The sequence below is a fragment of the Pseudomonas sp. D8002 genome (assembly GCF_013385695.1).
GTDB lineage: Bacteria > Pseudomonadota > Gammaproteobacteria > Pseudomonadales > Pseudomonadaceae > Aquipseudomonas.
On sequence record NZ_JACAPM010000049.1, the window covers coordinates 154,189 to 171,677 of the forward strand.

Sequence of the window (17,489 nt, forward strand, 5' to 3'; positions counted from 1 at the left end):
CTATGTCCTTTCCAATCATTGGCAGCGCTTTCCATATCCAATCCTTCAATGGACCCACTCATTCGCCTCAAGCCACTCAACCCGTCCAACCTGTTCAGCCGGCCCCCAAACCAAACGATGAGCCCTCGCGTAGCAGTTCCAACCAGCAAAGTTTTCAGTCGAACAGCAGTAATCTGAGCGGTTTGGGACCCAATTTGCTCTGACCGTTAAGCCTTCCTAAACCGGCAACACCACCACGGCGGCCAACCCGCCACACGGGCGATTCTCCAACGTCAGCGTTCCACCGTGTTCCAGGACAATCGCCCGTGCCGTGGAAAGGCCCAAACCGACCCCGCCGGTACTTTTATTGCGTGAGCCTTCCAGCCGAAAGAACGGCAGGAACACCTGCTCATGCTGCTCCTGCGGGATGCCCGGGCCACGGTCCAGTACCCGTATCGTCACCACGCCCGGACTCTGTTGCAGTTCGATTTCCGGCGCCCGCCCGTAGTGGATCGCATTGTCCATCAGGTTGGTCATCACTCGCTTGAGCCCCAGCGGGCGACCGAAATACACCAGCCGTGGCGGGCCATTGAAGGTGATGTCGATGGACTGGTCGCGGTAATCGTCAATCACCGTTTGCAGCAACTCAGCGAGGTCAAGTTGGGTAGCCTGTTCCAGACGCGCATCGTCGCGAAAGAATTCCAGCGCGGTGTTGATCATCGCCTGCATCTCGTCGACATCCCGGAACAGGCGGTGCTGCTGGTCGGCATCTTCGATGAATTCCCCCCGCAGGCGCAGGCGGGTCAGCGGCGCACGCAGGTCATGGGAAATCGCGGCGAGCATCTGGGTGCGGTCCTGGATGAAGTGCTGCAACTGCGCCTGCATGCCGTTGAACGCGAGAATCGCCTGGCGGATTTCCTGGGGGCCGACCGGCTCGATAGGCGGCGCACGAAAGTCGGCGCCGAAACGTCGCACACCCTGGGCGAAATACTGCAGCGGCCGGGCCAGGCGCCGGGTGGCGATCAGCGTGACCAGCGCGGTGGAAATCAGTACGAGCATCAGCACGATCAGGCTTCGCGGGCCTTCCGCCAGGCCCCAGCTGCGCGACGGCGCGCTGAACATCAGCCAGGATTCATCCACCAGTTGCACCACCAGCGCATAGCGCCCGCCGGGGCCAGGCCAGTCGGACGGTTCGTAGGCTTCCATTCGCCGCTCCGGCCCCTTGAGCAGCTGTTTGAACACCTGGTCGGAGTGAAACCCCGGGTCTTCCAGAACCGGCACATCAATGCCTGTGCGGGTGGCCGACCAACTCACATTGAAGCTGTCATCGGCCACTGCCCGAGTCAGTTGCGCGCGCTGGGACGGCTCCGCCGCTTCGATCATCCGCACGATCACCGCGACCTTCTCCAACAGGCCGGTTTCACCCAACGGCGGCCTGGCCCAAACGCCAGCCAGTTGCACAAACAGCGCATTGAAGGCCAGCGCTGTGAGCATCGCAATCAGGATGGTCAGGGCAATCCAGCGGGCCACGGTGTCCCGAGGTTTGAAGCGGCTCATGAGCGGGTCACCGCGACGGTGAACTGGTAACCACCGTTGCGCACGGTACGAATCATCGCCGGGCGCTTGGTGTCGAACTCCAGCTTGCGTCGCAGGCGGCTGACCTGCACGTCGATGCTGCGGTCGAACGCGTCGTGGCTATGGCCCCGCGCCAGGTTCAGCAATTGCTCGCGGGTGAGCACGCGCTGCGGGTGTTCGACGAACACCAGCAGCAGGTCGAACTCCCCGGACGACAACGGGATCATCACCTGGTCCGGCGAGCGCAACTCACGGCGCGTCAGGTCCAGTTGCCAGCCGGCGAAACGAATCAGCGGGCGCGACACGTCGCCCAACGTCGGCCGGTTTTCACCCGCCCGACGCAGTACGGCGCGCACCCGGGCAAGTAATTCACGGGCATCGAAAGGTTTGCTCAGGTAATCATCGGCGCCCATTTCCAGGCCCACCACGCGATCACTCAGTTCGCCCATGGCGGTCAGCATGATCACCGGTGTTGCGTATTGCTGGCGCAGGCGCTGGCACAGCAACAGGCCGTTATCCCCCGGCAGCATCAGGTCGAGGATGATCAGGTCGGCAGGTGTACGCTCCATGGCCGCCCACAGCTCGGCGCCATTGGCGGCGGTCTCGACCGTGTAGCCATGTTGCAGGAAGAATTTCTTCAGCAGGGCGAGGACCTCGAGGTCATCGTCCACGATTAAAAGATGGCTCACCGATGGGCATCACTTGGTCTTGTCGATGCACCATCTAAAACCATTCGACGCGGCCCGTCATATATTTCAATCGTGCAATAAAGCGTCAACGGCGCAATAAAGCAGACATCTTTGCGCAAGCTGCGGCTGCCAGCATCGGCTTCCTTTTCCCGGAGACTGACCCCATGCGCTCACTGACGTACCCCCAGCACCTGGCTCGCCAGGCGGTGTTGTTGCTGACTGTGTCTTACCTCACAGGCTGCGCGAGCCCGGCCAACGTAACGAGTACCACACGCTGCGCACAGGTTTCCTACCCGGTGTATGACCCCGCCGAACCAGTCAACCGGGGCGTGTTCGCCTTCAACCGCGCGGTGGATGACTACGCCCTGGCGCCTGTAGCCCGAGGCTACCGATACATGCCGGAGTTTTTCCAGCAGGGTGTGCATAACTTCGCCAGCAACTTCAGCGAGCCCAAGGTCTTCATCAACGACCTGCTGCAAGGCAACCCACGGCGCTCGATCAACACCCTGGGACGTTTTGCGGTGAACACCACCGTGGGGATCGTCGGCTTGATTGATGTCTCGGACCCGCTGGGCATCCCTCGCCACACCGCCGACTTCGGCCAGACCTTTGGCGTGTGGGGGATTGGCAACGGGCCGATTGTCGAACTGCCGTTGCTGGGCACCGGCAACAGCCGCGATGCGGCGGGCAAGGTCCTGAACTTCCTGGTGGCGCCGCTGGGCGACAGCGATACTGTGCAAACCCTGGGCACCATCAGCCTGGTGGGTGGCACAGTGGACACGCGCGCCTCGTTGCTGCCGCTGACCGACAGCCTGCAAAAGCTGCCGGACTACTACAGTGCCTTGCGTAACGTGGTGGCCGAACACCGCGCGGCCTTTGTGCTGGAGGGCAAGCAGGGGGCGACGTCGCCTCAGGCCGATAATTGTGCACAGGGAGCCGGCGATGATTTCTGAATCAAGCTCACTGGTCCTGCAACGTCAGGTTCGTAAACGCGGGACCAGCGCCCTGCTCTGCCGGGAGACCCGCCTGAGCCTGTCGTCGGAGCAGGGCCGCCTGGTGCTGAGCCGCTATGTCGAACGGTACAGCCCGCAGGGTGTGCGCTGGGTCGAGCGCCAGCACAGTGTGGCCCTGGCCGAAGTGCTGCGCTGGATGATTGCCGAAGGCGAGACCTGCGCCACGCAGTCATGATTTGAGATGAAAGGTTTATAGCCCGGGCCAGTGGGCGCCGGGTAATTTGCGGCTCGCCCGGGTATCGCGCCTTAACAAAACGCTGACATTCAATGCGTTACCTTTTCGGCCCAACCTTGCCCAGAGCCGTTGCCTTGATGCCTCACCCCGACACACTTCCCGCTGTACTCGCCGGCCCGTTGCTGCGACGCCTGGAACCGCGGCGCCTGGTGATGTGGCTGGTGGGAAGTCGTCCCCTGGCATTGACCCTGAGGCTGCAAGTCGCCCAAGGCGCGGCGCTCGATATCGAGTTGGACGCCAGCCAATGCAAGGTGGTGCCCGTCGGGCGCCAGGCCTTTATCCACCTGATCGACGTACCGCTGGCGGAAGCCCTGCCCCAGGACGTGAGCATAGGCTACGACCTGCTGGTAAACCGTGCCGGTATCGCCGAATGGGCGCCGCACCTGCTCTACCCGGGCGCACAAGGCCCGCATTTCGTCCTGCACAGCCGCATCCACCAATTGGTCCACGGTTCCTGCCGCAAGCCCCATCACAGCGCAGCCGACGGTTTGCTGTGTGTCGACCGGCTGCTGGCCGCATCGAACACCCTGGAGGAACGCCCGGCCTTGTTGATGATGAGTGGCGACCAGGTCTACGCCGACGATGTCGCGGGGCCGATGCTGCGGGCCATTCATGCGCTGATCACGCGCCTCGGCCTGTTCGACGAACACCTCGACGGTGCCGTCGTCGACAACAGCGCCGCGCTTTATGAGCATGCCGCCAGCTACTACCATCGAGCCGACCTGTTGCCCGCCCTGAAGAGCAACGAGACCCTGCGCGAGCGTTTTTTTGGCGGGGTGAAGAAGCCTATTTTCACCAGCAGCAGCGCCGACAACCACCTGGTGACTTTTGCCGAAGTCATGGCGATGTACCTGCTGGCGTGGTCGCCCGTACCGTGGCAGCTGATCACACCGCAAGCGCCGCAACTGCGCGCCGAAGGGCACGTACGCTATGGGCACGAGCAAGTGCAGATCGACACGTTCCGTGACGGCCTGGGTGGCGTGGCCAGGGTGTTCGCCCACCTCTCCTGCCTGATGATCTTCGATGATCACGACATCACCGACGACTGGAACCTCAGCGCCCAATGGGAAGAAACCGCTTACGGGCATCCGTTCTCCAAGCGCATCATCGGCAACGCACTGCTGGCCTATATGCTGTGCCAGGGCTGGGGCAATAACCCGGATGCGTTCGATACGGTGATCGGCAAAACCCTGGCGCTCACCACACAGGCCCACGACAACTACCTGCAGCCTGACGCTCAAGATGGGCTGGTGGATGACCTGCTGAAGTTCCAGCAATGGCATTACGTGCTGCCCACCACCCCCGCACTGGTAGTGCTCGACACCCGTACCCGGCGCTGGCGCAGCGAGTTCAACCTCAAGCAACCCTCCGGCCTGCTGGACTGGGAAGCACTGAGCGAACTGCAACAGGAGCTGCTGGATCACCCTTGCGCGATAATCGTTTCACCGGCGCCGATCTTCGGCGTCAAGCTGATCGAAACCGTGCAGAAGGCCTTCAGCTGGTGCGGCTACCCGCTGCTGGTGGACGCGGAAAACTGGATGGCCCACCGCGGCGCAGCACAGGTGATCCTCAACATCTTTCGTCACTCCCGCACACCGGGCAACTACGTGATCCTCTCGGGAGACGTGCACTACTCGTTCGTCTATGAAGTGCTGATTCGCCACCGCAATGCCGGTCCAAAAATCTGGCAGATCACCAGCAGCGGCATCAAGAACGAATTCCCGCCGCGCTTGCTGGAATGGTTCGACCGTCTCAATCGATGGCTCTACTCACCGCGCTCACCGCTGAACTGGTTCACCCGTCGCCGACTCATGCAGGTAGTGCCGCATATTCCGGAACACGCTGAAGCGGGCGAACGGCTCTGGAATTCTGCCGGGATCGGGCAGGTGTTTTTTAACCGGCAGGGGCAGCCTGAGGCGATTTATCAGCACAATGCCAATGGGGCGCCCAGGACCAGGATGGCGGCGCCTGATCAGAAGCTGAACCCAAGCAAGTAGTGGCTTTTAGCCACACTCTCACTAGACCAAAGACCCCCTTCTAAGCGCCAAGGCGCCGTTGTACAGTACCGCCAGCCACGGAGTATCGGCATCAATTTTGGCTGGCCCCAGGAGCCAGTCCACGCAGGGAGTGCGCAATGGACGATACATCCGGCAGCGAACCGTCAAGGAAGGACTTTTGCGACCTTAACGCCGACATGCTGCATGCCATCATGGAGCTGGTCAGCGACGGGATCTGGGACTGGAACGCCAACACCGGGTTCGTCTACCGCAACCCCGGCTGGTACGAAATGCTCGGCTATGCCCATCACTCCCTGGAAAACAGCGTATTCACCTGGGAAAACGTGATTCATCCCGATGACTATCCCCAAGTGATGGTGCTGTTTGATAACTACATCAACCGCCGCACCACTCACTATCAAGCCGAATACCGCTGCCGCAAGAAAGACGGCTCCTACCTGTGGATCGAAGACCGCGGCTACGTGATCGCACGTAACGACGACGGCTCGGTGGCACGCATGGTCGGCGCCCACCGCAGTATCCAGGCGCGCAAACAGTCCATCGAACAGCTGGAGCGCCGCAATCAATCCCTTGAAGCCCTGGTGGCCGAGCGCACCCGCGAGCTGTCGCGGGTCAATCAACAACTGCAGTTGCAACTGGACGAGAATCGCTCCCTGGCCGAACGCGACGCCTTGACTCGCGTGGCCAATCGTTACCGCCTTGAACGCGTCCTGCTGGAAGAGTGCGCTCGCGCCCAACGGTTTCGCCTGCCGCTGTCGCTGATCGCCATGGACATTGACGACTTCAAGCCCATCAACGATCAGCACGGCCATGCCGTAGGCGATGAAACCCTGGTGCGCGTGGTGGAATGCCTGGAGGCCTGCATTCGCCACGGCGACTTGCTGGCCCGCTGGGGCGGCGATGAATTCATGGTCATCGTGCCCAAAAGCACGTTGGAGACCGCGCGGGAATTGGCCGAGCGGATGCGCTGTGCGCTCAAGGACTTGCCCGCCGTGGGCAGCTTCAAGGTGACGTTGAGCCTCGGCGTGGTAGAGCGACGCAACGATGAGTCACCCGCCTGCCTGATGGCCAGGGCCGATCAGGCGTTGTATCGCTCCAAGGCGGCGGGCAAGGACACGGTTTCTTCGTGAAACCTCAGCGAACCGGCGGCGCGTACTGGATCCCGCCGTTGCTCCATAGGGCATTAAGGCCGCGCTTGATCTTCAGCACGCTGCCCTGGCCGATGTTGCGCTCGAACACCTCGCTGTAGTTGCCCACTTGCTTGACGATCTGCACGACCCAGTCCTTGCGCAGTTTCAGGTCCTTGCCGTAGTCACCGTCTGCGCCGAGCAAACGGGCGACGTCCGGGTTCTTGCTGGACTTGGCTTGCTCTTCAACGTTCTGCGAAGTGATGCCCATTTCCTCGGCATTGAGCATGGCGAACAACGTCCACTTGACGATGCTGAACCACTCGTCGTCGCCCTTGCGCACCAGCGGGCCCAATGGCTCCTTGGAAATCACTTCCGGCAACACCACGAACTCATCCGGGTGAGCCATCTTGATCCGCTGGGCGTACAGCCCCGACTGGTCGGTGGTGAGCACGTCGCAGCGGCCCGCTTCGAGGCCCTTGGCACTTTCGTCAGCAGTGTCGAAGGTAATCGGCGTGTACTTCAGGCCGTTGGCGCGGAAGTAATCCGAGACGTTCAGCTCGGTGGTGGTGCCGGCCTGGATGCAGATGGTCGCGCCGTCCAGGTCCTTGGCGCTCTTCACACCGAGCTTGGTGTTCACCAGGAACCCGATGCCGTCGTAGTAGGTCACGCCGGTGAACACCATGCCCATGCCCGCGTCACGGGAACTGGTCCAGGTGGTGTTGCGGGAAATCAGGTCGATCTCGCCGGATTGCAACGCAGTGAAACGCTCCTTGGCGGTCAACTGGCTGAACTTCACTTTCGACGCGTCACCAAAGAGTGCTGCGGCGACGGCGTGGCACACGTCCACATCAATGCCGGTCATCTTGCCGTTGGCGTCCGGCACGCCAAAACCCGGTAACCCATCACTGACCCCACACTGGATAAAACCCTTCTTCTGGATCGCATCCAGGGTCGCCCCCGCGTGTGCGCTTGCGGCCAGCCCCAATAGTGCTGCGGCGGTGAATGCCGCCAACGTGGATTTCATGTGCTTCATGCAAGGCGCTCCCTGTCGGTCTTTATTATTCGGCGCCACAAACCCGCGCCGTTTATAGTGTTGCCGGTCAGTATCAACGGCTTTACACCTTGGCCACAAACGACGTTTAGGCAAAGGCTCCTTCCGATTTGGAATGAACTTCTCATGATCTCGAAACGCTTGACCCCTTCGATGACCGCCCTGCAGTGCTTCGAAGCCGCCGCCCGCCACCTGAGTTTCACCCGCGCGGCCGAAGAACTGCACCTGACCCAGAGCGCGGTGAGCAAGCAGGTGGCACAGCTCGAAGAGATGCTCTGCCACCCGCTGTTCCAGCGGGTGCGCCAGCGCTTGTACCTGTCGCCGGCGGGCTCGCTGTACCTGGAGGAAGTACGCAAGATCCTCAACCAGGTGGATATTTCCAGCCGCTACATCCTCACCTACGGTGGCGAGACCGAAGTGCTGCGCATCGCCACCCAGCCGACCTTCGGTGACCGCTGGCTGGTGCCCAAGCTCAAGGATTTTGCCGCGCGCCATCCCAATATCCATCTGGACGTGCGCAACGAACTGGAGCCGTTCGACGTGTTGCAGGCCAAGGCGGATATCGCGTTTTTCTTCGGCCAGGGAGCGTGGCCGGGGGCAACTTGCATCGAGTTGTTTCGCGAAGCCGTGGTGCCGGTCTGTGCCCCCGGGTTTGTTGCCGCTGGCAGCGACGCCTCGTCCCGCCACACCTTGCTGCAATGCACCTCGCGCCCGGAAGCCTGGCACGAGTGGTTTCTGGAACAGGGCCTGCACTCGCAAAACAGCTACCACGGGCCGCGTTTCGACACGTTCTACATGTGCATCCGCGCCGCGCAATCGGGGTACGGCGTGGCGTTGGTGCCGCAGTATCTGGTGGCCGAGGAATTGGCGAACGCCAGCCTGATGATCCCCTGGGATTACAGAATGCCGAGTGCCGGCGCGCACTTTATCGCCCATGCCGAACATGCCGGGGAGATCCCGAAAGTGAAGGCGTTCCTGAACTGGATGGTGGATGTGGCGAGGGAGCTTGCTCCCTCGCCATAGCACATCCCGACTTTTAATAATGACCCGGCGACTTTATTTCGTTTGCGGGGCAAGGCGGCTCACGGCTTAGATAAAAGGACGCATCCTATTCTTGAGTCCCGGATCCATGAGCCGCGAAACCATCAGCCAGTCGATTTCCATCGTCCACCCCATCAGTCTCAGCCATGGCCGGAACGCCGAAGTCTGGGACACCACCGGCAAGCGCTTCATCGATTTCGTCGGCGGCATCGGCGTGCTCAACCTGGGCCACTGCCACCCGCGTGTGGTGAAGGCGATCCGCGACCAGGCCACCAGGCTCACCCACTACGCCTTCAATGCTGCGCCTCACGCGCCCTACATCGAACTGATGGACCGTCTTACCGCATTCATCCCGGTGGATTACCCGGTCAGTGGCATGCTCACCAACAGTGGTGCGGAAGCGGCGGAAAACGCCCTGAAAATTGTCCGCGGCGCCACTGGCCGCACCGCCGTCATCGCCTTTGACGGTGCGTTTCATGGGCGCACGCTGGCGACGCTCAATCTCAACGGCAAGGTCGCGCCCTACAAGCAAAAAGTCGGCGTATTGCCGGGGCCGGTGTTCCACCTGCCCTACCCCAGCCGCGACAACGGCGTGACCTGCGGCGAAGCACTCAAGGCGATGGACCGCCTGTTCAGCGTGGAAATCGACGTCGACGACGTGGCCTGTTTCATCATCGAACCCGTGCAGGGCGAAGGTGGTTTCCTGGCGCTGGACGTGGAATTTGCCCAGGCCCTGCGACGCTTCTGCGATGAGAAAAACATCCTGTTGATTGCCGATGAAATCCAGTCCGGCTTCGGCCGCACCGGCCAGCGCTTCGCCTTCTCACGCCTGGGCATCGAACCGGACCTGATCCTGCTGGGCAAAAGCATCGCCGGCGGTGTGCCGTTGGGTGCGGTGGTGGGTCGCAAGACATTGCTCGACAACCTGCCCAAAGGCGGCCTCGGCGGCACCTACTCCGGTAACCCGATTGCCTGCGCGGCGGCCTTGGCCACCCTGGATGAAATGACGGACGAGCACCTGCAAGGTTGGGGCACGCAGCAGGAAGAAGCGATCGTCAGTCGCTATGAATCATGGTGTTCGAAAAGGCTCTCCCCCTACCTCGGCCGCTTGACCGGCGTGGGCGCCATGCGTGGCATCGAACTGGCCAACGCCGACGGCAGCCCGGCGCCACAACAACTGGCCCAGCTGCTGGCACTGGCCCGCGAGGCGGGTTTGTTGCTGATGCCCAGCGGCAAATCGCGGCATATCATCCGCCTGCTGGCGCCGTTGACGATTGAAGCGGCGGTGCTGGAGGAAGGGCTGGATATTCTTGAAGAGTGTTTGGCGAAGTTGGCTTAAAAACCAGAAAGCCCGGCGGGAAGCCGGGCTTCGAACGGAAAACGTCAGTGGACGAGTCGGGCGACGCCAAAGGCGATGGCAGACAAGGCGCCAGCTGTTCCGACAAACCATTTCAGCAGTCGGGTTTCCAACGATTGCATATCCGTTCTGAAATTGGCGATTGAGAGATCCAACCTGGAGGTTGCTTCGAGCAGGTCGATTTTGGTCTGCATCAGATCGGACTTGGTGGCCATGTGCTCCTGCATGCCATCCAGCTTCGTCTCGACGCGCTCCAATCTTGCCTCAACTTGTGAAATACGCTTTTCCAAATCGTTTTCTCCTCCGTTGCCCCCACCGCCTGCGCCACCTTTGCGGTCGTAGCCTGATGACGAACCTTGACGGTACTCCTGGCGAAGATAGCTCACATTATCCTTGAGGTCATTCGCCATTTCAGGCCTCCTTCTTTTGGGTCAAAGCATTCAGTCCATCAGCTACACCTTCCATGCAGTCGATAAACTCATTCAGCTTCACCCATGCTTCATCTGCCGCCTGTTTTACATCCACGTCTTCACTATGTTTGAGCGCACCGGACAAGCTAATGATGCCGGAGCCGAGCCTAGCAATTGCACTGTGATACTGACCGAGAATAATGACTAATTCCCCGGCTGTTACGGCCTTTGCCTCACCCACGTTGTCGTCGCCTTCCATGTCGACCCCCCATCTGTTTTGGTGACGCAGATAACCACGCCCTCAAACACAAACCAACGCACAGATTGCTACCAAATCCGACGATCCAGCGCACTATTACCAAATCCGAAAGAATCCATCTTCCGTTTAGCCCTTTCTCTCCCCGCGCCAGGGCTTTATCCTTGTCAGCAACAAACTGAAACGTTTCATCATTCCACCAAACCATCGACCGCCCGTGTTCAACGCCCTTGTGCGAACGCGCCAGGCCGCTGTTTGCGTTTCAAAACCATAAAATATTAAGACCCCATTTTGCCTATGCCTGCTTTCCCAAACCTGCGCCTGTGCGCTGCGCTGTTACCGTTCGGCCTGATCAACTGTGCCCAGGCCGCACCTGCCTTTGACGCTGAATCACCGTGGATGCTGGGTGATTTCGGCGGCACTCGGACAGCGCTGTCTCAACAAGGCTACGACTTCAAATTCGACTACACCGGCGAAATGGGCAGCAACCTGCACGGCGGCTCGGATCACGACCGCACTGCGCGCTACAGCGACCAATTCGGCCTGGGCACGCACCTGGATCTGCAGAAGATCCTCGGCTGGCACGACGCCGAGTTCCAGTTGACGGTGACCGAGCGCAGCGGCAACAACATCACCAATGACCGGGTCAACGATCCGCGTGTGGGCGGTTTTACCTCGTCCCAGGAAGTCTGGGGCCGTGGCCAGACCTGGCGCCTGACGCAGATGTGGTACCAGCAGAAATTCTTCGACCAGAAGCTCGACATTAAGGCCGGGCGCTTTGGCGAAGGTGAAGACTTCAACAGCTTCCCCTGCGACTTCCAGAACCTCGCATTCTGCGGCTCGCAGGTCGGTAACTGGGTTGGCAGCATCTGGTACAACTGGCCGGTGAGCCAGTGGGCGTTGCGGGTCAAATATCACCTGACGCCCGAGTTGTACGCCCAGGTCGGCGCCTACGAACAGAACCCGTCCAACCTCGATCGCGGCAATGGCTTCAAGCTCAGCGGCAGCGGCACCCAAGGCGCCCTGCTCCCGGTTGAGCTGGTGTGGACGCCTACGCTGAACGGCCTGCCCGGAGAATACCGCGCCGGCTACTACTACAGCAGCGCCAAGGCCAGCGATGTGTATAAAGACCGCAACGACCAGCCGGCAGCCCTCAGCGGCGAGGCCTATCGCAGCGCCTCCAGCAAGCACGGGGTGTGGCTGGGGGTGCAGCAGCAAGTCACCAGCCTGGCCAGCGACCATTCTCGGGGCTTGAACGTGTTCGCCAACGGCACGATGCACGACAAGAAAACCAACGCTGTGGATAACTACGTGCAAGCCGGCGTGGTCTACAAGGGCCTGTTCGACGCCCGCGCCAAGGACGATATCGGTTTCGCCGTGGCCCGGGTGCACGTCAACCCGGCCTACCGCAAGAATGCCGAGGCAAGCAACCAGGCCCACGCGGTATACGACTTCGATGACCCATCCTACCTGCCGATTCAACACACGGAATACAGCGCTGAGCTCTATTACGGCATCCATGTCACCCAGTGGCTGACGGTGCGCCCGAACCTGCAATACATCCGTCACCCCGGAGCCGTGGCCCAGGTGGATGACGCGCTCATCGGCGGGATCAAGCTGCAAAGCTCATTCTGACGTTGTAAGTAAATTCTGAAGAAAACGAATTAGCCCTGAACCAAGCCTGCGCCGGAACGTCATCTACAGTGAACTGTGCGCAATCAATTCAAAACGTAACGGAGAACCACACTATGAGCACTGATGGTGCTTCAAGTCCAAGTCGCCTGCTGCCCAGGCTGCTGGGGATCTTGCTGCTGATAATGGGCCTGGCCTTGTTGGCCGGGGGGATCAAGCTGAGCATGCTCGGCGGGTCGCTGTATTACCTGCTGGCCGGTCTCGGCATCACCGTCACAGGCCTGTTGCTGCTGGCTACACGCCGTGCGGCGCTGGGCTTGTACGCACTGGTGCTGTTTGCCAGCACCGTATGGGCGCTGTGGGAAGTCGGCCTGGACTGGTGGCAACTGGTACCGCGCCTGGCCCTGCTGTTTGCCCTCGGCATCGTCATGCTGCTCCCGTGGTTCCGCCGTCCGTTGCTGCGTGGCCAAGCCTCGCCGCTGGGCACTGGCGCGCTGAGCGTCGCCGTCGTACTGGCCGGCGCCGCTGCATTGGCCAGCCAATTCACCGACCCGGGCGCCATGGTCAAGAAAGGCCAGCTGGACCGCGATGCGGTACCGGGCATGGCCAGCACTGCGCCGGCCCAGGCTGATGGTGACTGGAACTCCTACGGCCGTTCGGCCTTCGGTGATCGTTACTCGCCACTCGCACAGATCACTCCGGAAAACGCCCACAAGCTGGTTCCAGCCTGGACCTTCCGTACTGGCGACATCCCTGGCCCAGGCGATCCCGGTGAAACCACCGCGGAAAACACCCCGCTGAAAGTCAACGGCATGCTCTACGTGTGCACGCCCCACAGCCAGGTGATTGCCCTGGACCCGGACACCGGCAAGGAAATCTGGCGTTTCGACCCGAAGATTAGCAGCGAAGGCGCTGCCAACTTCAAGGGTTGGGCGCACATGACCTGCCGTGGCGTGTCGTATCACGATGATGCCGTGTATGCCTCGGAACAGAGCCCGACTGGCAGCGCCAGCCCGGCCGCCGCGCCGAATGCCTGCCCGAAACGCATCTTCGTCCCTACCGCCGACACCCGTCTGATCGCCCTGAACGCCGACACCGGCAAGATGTGCGAAGACTTCGGTGACAAAGGCCAGATCGACTTGCGTGCCAACATCGGCACCTTCGCCCCGGGCGGTTACTACTCCACCTCGCCACCGGCCGTCACCAAGAACCTGGTGGTAATCGGCGGTCACGTGACCGACAACGTCTCCACCGACGAGCCTAGCGGCGTGATCCGTGCGTTCGACGTGCACACCGGCAAGCTGGTGTGGAATTGGGACAGCGGCAACCCGGACGACACCACCCCGTTGGCCGAGGGCAAGACTTACACCCGCAACTCGCCAAACATGTGGTCGATGTTCGCGGTGGACGAAAAACTCGGCATGCTCTACCTGCCGATGGGTAACCAGATGCCCGACCAGTACGGCGGCGACCGGACTCCGGACTCCGAGAAGTACAGCGCCGGCCTGACTGCCCTGGACATCGACAGCGGCCACGTGAAGTGGACCTTCCAGTTCACTCACCATGACCTGTGGGACATGGACGTGGGCGGCCAGCCTTCGCTGATCGACATCAAGACCGCTGACGGCGTGAAGCAAGCGGTGATGGCGTCGACCAAGCAAGGCAGCATCTACGTGATCGACCGCTCGAACGGTCAGCCTGTAGTGCCGATCAATGAAATCCCTGTACCGCAAGGCGCAGTGGCAGGCGATCACACCGCACCGACCCAACCGAAGTCCGACCTGAACTTCATGCCACCGCCCCTCAAGGAGCGTGACATGTGGGGCGTGACGCCGTTCGACCAAATGCTGTGCCGGATTGACTTCAAATCCATGCGCTACGACGGTCCGTTCACCCCGCCGTCGCTAAAGGGCTCGATCGTTTACCCAGGTAACTTCGGCGTGTTCGACTGGGGTGGCATTTCCGTCGACCCGGTTCGCCAGATCGCGTTCGTGAACCCAAGCTACATGGCGTTCAAATCGAAACTGATCCCGGCCGCCGACATTGCCAAGCAAGGTCCGCGTGTCAGCGAAACCGAAGGCGTGCAGCCGAACAAAGGCGCGCCATACGGTGTGATCCTCGAAGCCATGCTGTCGCCACTGGGCCTGCCGTGCCAGGCGCCGGCGTGGGGTTATGTGGCCGCGGTCGACCTGACCAACCACCAGACCATCTGGATGCACAAGAACGGCACCGTGCGTGACAGCTCGCCGGTTCCGATTCCACTGACCATGGGCGTGCCAAGCCTGGGCGGGACTTTCACCACCGCCGGTGGCGTGTCCTTCCTCAGCGGTACCCTTGACCAGTACCTGCGTGCCTATGACGTGAAAAACGGCAAGCAGTTGTGGGAAGGCCGCCTGCCAGCAGGCGCGCAAACCACACCAATGACCTACACCGGCAAGGACGGCAAGCAGTACGTGCTGGTCATGGCCGGCGGTCATGGTTCCCTGGGCACCAAGCAGGGTGACTATGTGATGGCGTTCAAACTGCCGGATTAAGCAAAACCGGCAGTAAGAAAAAGGCGGCTACCTAAGTGGGTAGCCGCCTTTTTTTATGCGTGAAATAAAGCGATCCGATAGCGCCGATGTATTTAAAAGTTTACTCGGAAAAGTCCTATACCTCCCCAAAAGTCTTTCCCTCAACTTTGGCCCTGCGCCATCCGACGCTCACTGTCGCCAGTAAATCCCCAGCCAAACAAACGTTATCTATATGACGTGCTGTAACTAACATGGAGTTTTCATCATGACGGACCTCAACAGCGTTGAATCAATACCTGCAGTCCCGCATAGCCAGGCGCCCGGGATCCTGGCGCTTGAGCAACTCGACACACTCAGCCTGGAAAAACTTATTCGCGGAGAAATACTTGCCATCCGGGTACCTGACTACGCGAATGAACAAACCAGCGAAGTACTAAATAAACATATCAACGAAACGGCGACGCTCCAGGAATATAACCACGAGACCTATGAGCACGGAAAAGTTGTCCAGCATTTCTATGGTGTCCATCGCTGGGGAACACCGTTCAACTCCACCTACGGCAAGGCCGCAGACAGCTATTCGCAGCAGAAATACTACGCAGACGCCACCCACATGCGCTGCGTGATCGATGACCTCTGTGCCCCGCGCAAACCACCCATCCATCTACTGATGGAGCATATCCGGCAGGTGTGGCCAGAAGGTGCGACAACCGCGGCGTTCCAGGGCCAGCCGATGTTCTGCGGCATTATCCGCGCCATGTTCCCGGAGACAGCCCACCTCTCCGAAACAGTCCCCCATGTCGATTGCCTGCCCTTGTCGATTGCCGAACTGGAACATCAATTCAGCGCGAATATTTACCTCGAAGTACCCCCTTCCGGAGGTGAACTGGTCATTTGGGATACCGAGGCGTTTACCTACGACGAGGTCATCCGTTTCGAAGGGGCGGAACTGCCCGAAGATCGTTTGCAAAAACCGCTGCGCATCCAGCCGCAGAAAAACGAACTGGTGATTATCAATACTCGCCGTCCCCATGCCATTTGCGGTTTCGATTCAGGCAAGCGCATCAGCATCCAGTCGTTTATCGGCTATACCACTGGCCAGCCGTTTTACTTCTGGTGCTAACGCCTTTATTTCTCTTCCTGACGGACACCCTGATATGACACCTGAAGAATTCCGCCGACATGGCCACGCCATGATCGACCTGATTGCAGACTATCGACAAAACATCGAGCAACGCGGTGTGCAACCCACCACGGCCCCGGGAGAAATCAGGTCCGCATTGCCGGCCAGCCCGCCTGAGACAGCCGAACCGTTCGAACAGATCATGGGCGACGTCGAAACACTGATCATGCCCGGTCTGTTGCATTGGCAGCATCCAAGTTTCTTCGGGTTCTTCCCGTCGAATGTGGAACTGTCCTCCGTCCTCGGCGATTGCTTGAGTACCGGCCTGGGCGTGGTGGGATTGTCGTGGCAATCGAGCCCGGCCCTGACCGAAATCGAGGAAGTCACCACCGATTGGCTGCGCGACATGATCGGCCTGAGCGCCAACTGGAGCGGAGTGATCCAGGACTCGGCCTCGACCTCCACCCTGGTGGCGCTGATCAGCGCCCGCGAACGCAGCTCCAACTACGCGCTGATGCACGATGGCCTGCAAAACAGCGGCGCCCCCTTGATCGTCTACACCTCGGCCCACGCCCATAGTTCAGTGAACAAGGCCGCGATCCTGGCGGGGTTCGGCCAGAACAATATCCGTACCGTGGCAACCGACGAACACAATGCAATGTCACCGCACGCATTGGAGCGGGCAATCGAACAAGACCTGGCTGCCGGGAACAGACCCTGTGTGGTGATTGCGACCACCGGCACAACGGCAGCCATGGCCATCGACCCCCTGGAAGCCATCGGCGCCCTGACGCAACGCCACGGCCTGTGGTTGCATGTCGACTCAGCCATGGCCGGGGCCGCGATGATCCTCCCGGAATGCCGCGCGCTGTGGCACGGCATCGAGAACGCCGACTCGCTGGTCCTCAACCCTCACAAATGGCTGGGGGCGGCGTTTGATTGCTCGGTGTACTTTGTACGCGACCCCGAGCACTTGATTCGCATCATGACCACCAACCCCAGCTATCTACAGTCCAAGGCTGACGGCCAGGTCAGGAACTACCGCGACTGGCGGATCTCCCTGGGCAGCCGGTTCCGCGCGCTGAAGCTGTGGTTCCTGATCCGCGAGCAAGGCGTCAGCGGCCTGCAGGCACGGCTGCGGCGTGACCTGGCGAATGCCCGCTGGCTGGCAGAACAGATTGAAGGCAGCAAACACTGGAAACTGGTAGCCGCCGTCACCCTGCAAACCTTGTGCATTCGCCACGAGCCACCAGGCCTTGATGGTGAGGCGCTGGATAACTACACCCGGGCCTGGGCGGAAAAGCTCAACCATTCAGGCAGCGCCTACGTCACCCCCGCCGTGCTCGACGAGCGCTGGATGGTACGCGTGTCCATTGGCGCGCTGGGGACGGAGCGCCACCACGTCGAAGGCTTGTGGGAACGGTTGCAAAGCCTGGTCGATGCAACGGTGGAACACTGAAAGACCGG

General features: G+C 60.8%; 15 protein-coding genes. 10 read left to right on the forward strand and 5 right to left on the reverse strand.

What is annotated here, in order from left to right:
* Positions 1 to 216 precede the first annotated feature (216 nt).
* Together HX807_RS26740 and HX807_RS26745 are read right to left on the reverse strand one after the other, a co-directional pair.
* Positions 217 to 1,536: an ATP-binding protein gene (locus HX807_RS26740; RefSeq protein ID WP_134325790.1), complete on the reverse strand. Its 1,320-nt coding sequence runs from the start codon at positions 1,534 to 1,536 to the stop codon at positions 217 to 219.
* On the reverse strand, positions 1,533 to 2,243 hold the full coding sequence (locus HX807_RS26745) for a response regulator (RefSeq protein ID WP_023659139.1): 711 nt from the start codon (positions 2,241 to 2,243) through the stop codon (positions 1,533 to 1,535). The genes HX807_RS26740 and HX807_RS26745 overlap by 4 nt, the downstream gene beginning before the upstream one ends.
* A gap of 164 nt (positions 2,244 to 2,407) precedes the next feature.
* On the opposite strand from HX807_RS26745, the gene HX807_RS26750 reads away from it, so the two are divergent.
* The 4 genes from HX807_RS26750 to HX807_RS26765 all read left to right on the forward strand — a co-directional run bounded on the left by HX807_RS26750 (position 2,408) and on the right by HX807_RS26765 (position 6,639).
* On the forward strand, positions 2,408 to 3,196 hold the full coding sequence (locus tag HX807_RS26750; protein WP_003210369.1) for a VacJ family lipoprotein: 789 nt from the start codon (positions 2,408 to 2,410) through the stop codon (positions 3,194 to 3,196).
* Positions 3,186 to 3,431: a hypothetical protein gene (locus HX807_RS26755; RefSeq protein WP_003210371.1), complete on the forward strand. Its 246-nt coding sequence runs from the start codon at positions 3,186 to 3,188 to the stop codon at positions 3,429 to 3,431. Before HX807_RS26750 ends, HX807_RS26755 begins: the two co-directional genes overlap by 11 nt.
* Positions 3,432 to 3,568: 137 nt before the next feature.
* Positions 3,569 to 5,488 (forward strand): alkaline phosphatase D family protein, encoded by a 1,920-nt coding sequence (locus HX807_RS26760; RefSeq protein ID WP_177051598.1) that lies wholly within the window; start codon positions 3,569 to 3,571, stop codon positions 5,486 to 5,488.
* Positions 5,489 to 5,625: 137 nt separating this feature from the next.
* On the forward strand, positions 5,626 to 6,639 hold the full coding sequence (locus HX807_RS26765) for a diguanylate cyclase (RefSeq protein WP_023659140.1): 1,014 nt from the start codon (positions 5,626 to 5,628) through the stop codon (positions 6,637 to 6,639).
* A gap of 4 nt (positions 6,640 to 6,643) precedes the next feature.
* Here the strand turns inward: HX807_RS26765 and HX807_RS26770 are convergent, their stop codons facing one another.
* Positions 6,644 to 7,672, reverse strand: coding sequence for an amino acid ABC transporter substrate-binding protein (locus HX807_RS26770; RefSeq protein ID WP_008438485.1), 1,029 nt, complete (start codon positions 7,670 to 7,672; stop codon positions 6,644 to 6,646).
* 144 nt (positions 7,673 to 7,816) lie between these two features.
* Here HX807_RS26770 and HX807_RS26775 point away from each other — a divergent pair, with 144 nt between their 5' ends.
* Entirely contained in the window at positions 7,817 to 8,713 is an 897-nt protein-coding gene (locus HX807_RS26775) for a LysR substrate-binding domain-containing protein (RefSeq protein ID WP_003210377.1), read from the forward strand.
* 106 nt (positions 8,714 to 8,819) lie between these two features.
* On the forward strand, positions 8,820 to 10,070 hold the full coding sequence (locus tag HX807_RS26780; RefSeq protein ID WP_177051600.1) for an aspartate aminotransferase family protein: 1,251 nt from the start codon (positions 8,820 to 8,822) through the stop codon (positions 10,068 to 10,070).
* A gap of 44 nt (positions 10,071 to 10,114) precedes the next feature.
* Here the strand turns inward: HX807_RS26780 and HX807_RS26785 are convergent, their stop codons facing one another.
* Positions 10,115 to 10,498 (reverse strand): DUF1640 domain-containing protein, encoded by a 384-nt coding sequence (locus HX807_RS26785; protein ID WP_003210382.1) that lies wholly within the window; start codon positions 10,496 to 10,498, stop codon positions 10,115 to 10,117.
* Position 10,499: 1 nt separating this feature from the next.
* Entirely contained in the window at positions 10,500 to 10,757 is a 258-nt protein-coding gene (locus HX807_RS26790) for a hypothetical protein (RefSeq protein WP_003210383.1), read from the reverse strand.
* 294 nt (positions 10,758 to 11,051) lie between these two features.
* Between HX807_RS26790 and HX807_RS26795 the strand changes: the two genes are divergently transcribed.
* The 4 genes from HX807_RS26795 (at position 11,052) to HX807_RS26810 (ending at position 17,481) form a co-directional block, all read left to right on the forward strand.
* Entirely contained in the window at positions 11,052 to 12,389 is a 1,338-nt protein-coding gene (locus HX807_RS26795) for a carbohydrate porin (RefSeq protein ID WP_102605931.1), read from the forward strand.
* Between the two features lie 113 nt (positions 12,390 to 12,502).
* Positions 12,503 to 14,920 carry a glucose/quinate/shikimate family membrane-bound PQQ-dependent dehydrogenase gene (locus HX807_RS26800; protein WP_177051602.1) on the forward strand — a complete coding sequence of 806 codons (2,418 nt, stop codon included), beginning with the start codon at positions 12,503 to 12,505 and terminating at the stop codon, positions 14,918 to 14,920.
* A 244-nt stretch (positions 14,921 to 15,164) separates the two neighbouring features.
* Complete coding sequence (locus HX807_RS26805; RefSeq protein WP_102368166.1) at positions 15,165 to 16,022, forward strand: 2OG-Fe(II) oxygenase; 858 nt, start codon at positions 15,165 to 15,167, stop codon at positions 16,020 to 16,022.
* A 34-nt stretch (positions 16,023 to 16,056) separates the two neighbouring features.
* Positions 16,057 to 17,481, forward strand: coding sequence for a pyridoxal-dependent decarboxylase (locus HX807_RS26810; protein WP_134325785.1), 1,425 nt, complete (start codon positions 16,057 to 16,059; stop codon positions 17,479 to 17,481).
* Positions 17,482 to 17,489: the final 8 nt, after the last annotated feature.

Coding starts and splice junctions, on each gene's coding strand:
- HX807_RS26740 (WP_134325790.1), bottom strand. CDS start 1,536: ATGAGCCGCTTCAAACCTCGGGACACCGTGGCCCGCTGGATTGCCCTG.
- HX807_RS26750 (WP_003210369.1), top strand. CDS start 2,408: ATGCGCTCACTGACGTACCCCCAGCACCTGGCTCGCCAGGCGGTGTTG.
- HX807_RS26755 (WP_003210371.1), top strand. CDS start 3,186: ATGATTTCTGAATCAAGCTCACTGGTCCTGCAACGTCAGGTTCGTAAA.
- HX807_RS26760 (WP_177051598.1), top strand. CDS start 3,569: ATGCCTCACCCCGACACACTTCCCGCTGTACTCGCCGGCCCGTTGCTG.
- HX807_RS26765 (WP_023659140.1), top strand. CDS start 5,626: ATGGACGATACATCCGGCAGCGAACCGTCAAGGAAGGACTTTTGCGAC.
- HX807_RS26770 (WP_008438485.1), bottom strand. CDS start 7,672: ATGAAGCACATGAAATCCACGTTGGCGGCATTCACCGCCGCAGCACTA.
- HX807_RS26775 (WP_003210377.1), top strand. CDS start 7,817: ATGATCTCGAAACGCTTGACCCCTTCGATGACCGCCCTGCAGTGCTTC.
- HX807_RS26780 (WP_177051600.1), top strand. CDS start 8,820: ATGAGCCGCGAAACCATCAGCCAGTCGATTTCCATCGTCCACCCCATC.
- HX807_RS26785 (WP_003210382.1), bottom strand. CDS start 10,498: ATGGCGAATGACCTCAAGGATAATGTGAGCTATCTTCGCCAGGAGTAC.
- HX807_RS26790 (WP_003210383.1), bottom strand. CDS start 10,757: ATGGAAGGCGACGACAACGTGGGTGAGGCAAAGGCCGTAACAGCCGGG.
- HX807_RS26795 (WP_102605931.1), top strand. CDS start 11,052: ATGCCTGCTTTCCCAAACCTGCGCCTGTGCGCTGCGCTGTTACCGTTC.
- HX807_RS26800 (WP_177051602.1), top strand. CDS start 12,503: ATGAGCACTGATGGTGCTTCAAGTCCAAGTCGCCTGCTGCCCAGGCTG.
- HX807_RS26805 (WP_102368166.1), top strand. CDS start 15,165: ATGACGGACCTCAACAGCGTTGAATCAATACCTGCAGTCCCGCATAGC.
- HX807_RS26810 (WP_134325785.1), top strand. CDS start 16,057: ATGACACCTGAAGAATTCCGCCGACATGGCCACGCCATGATCGACCTG.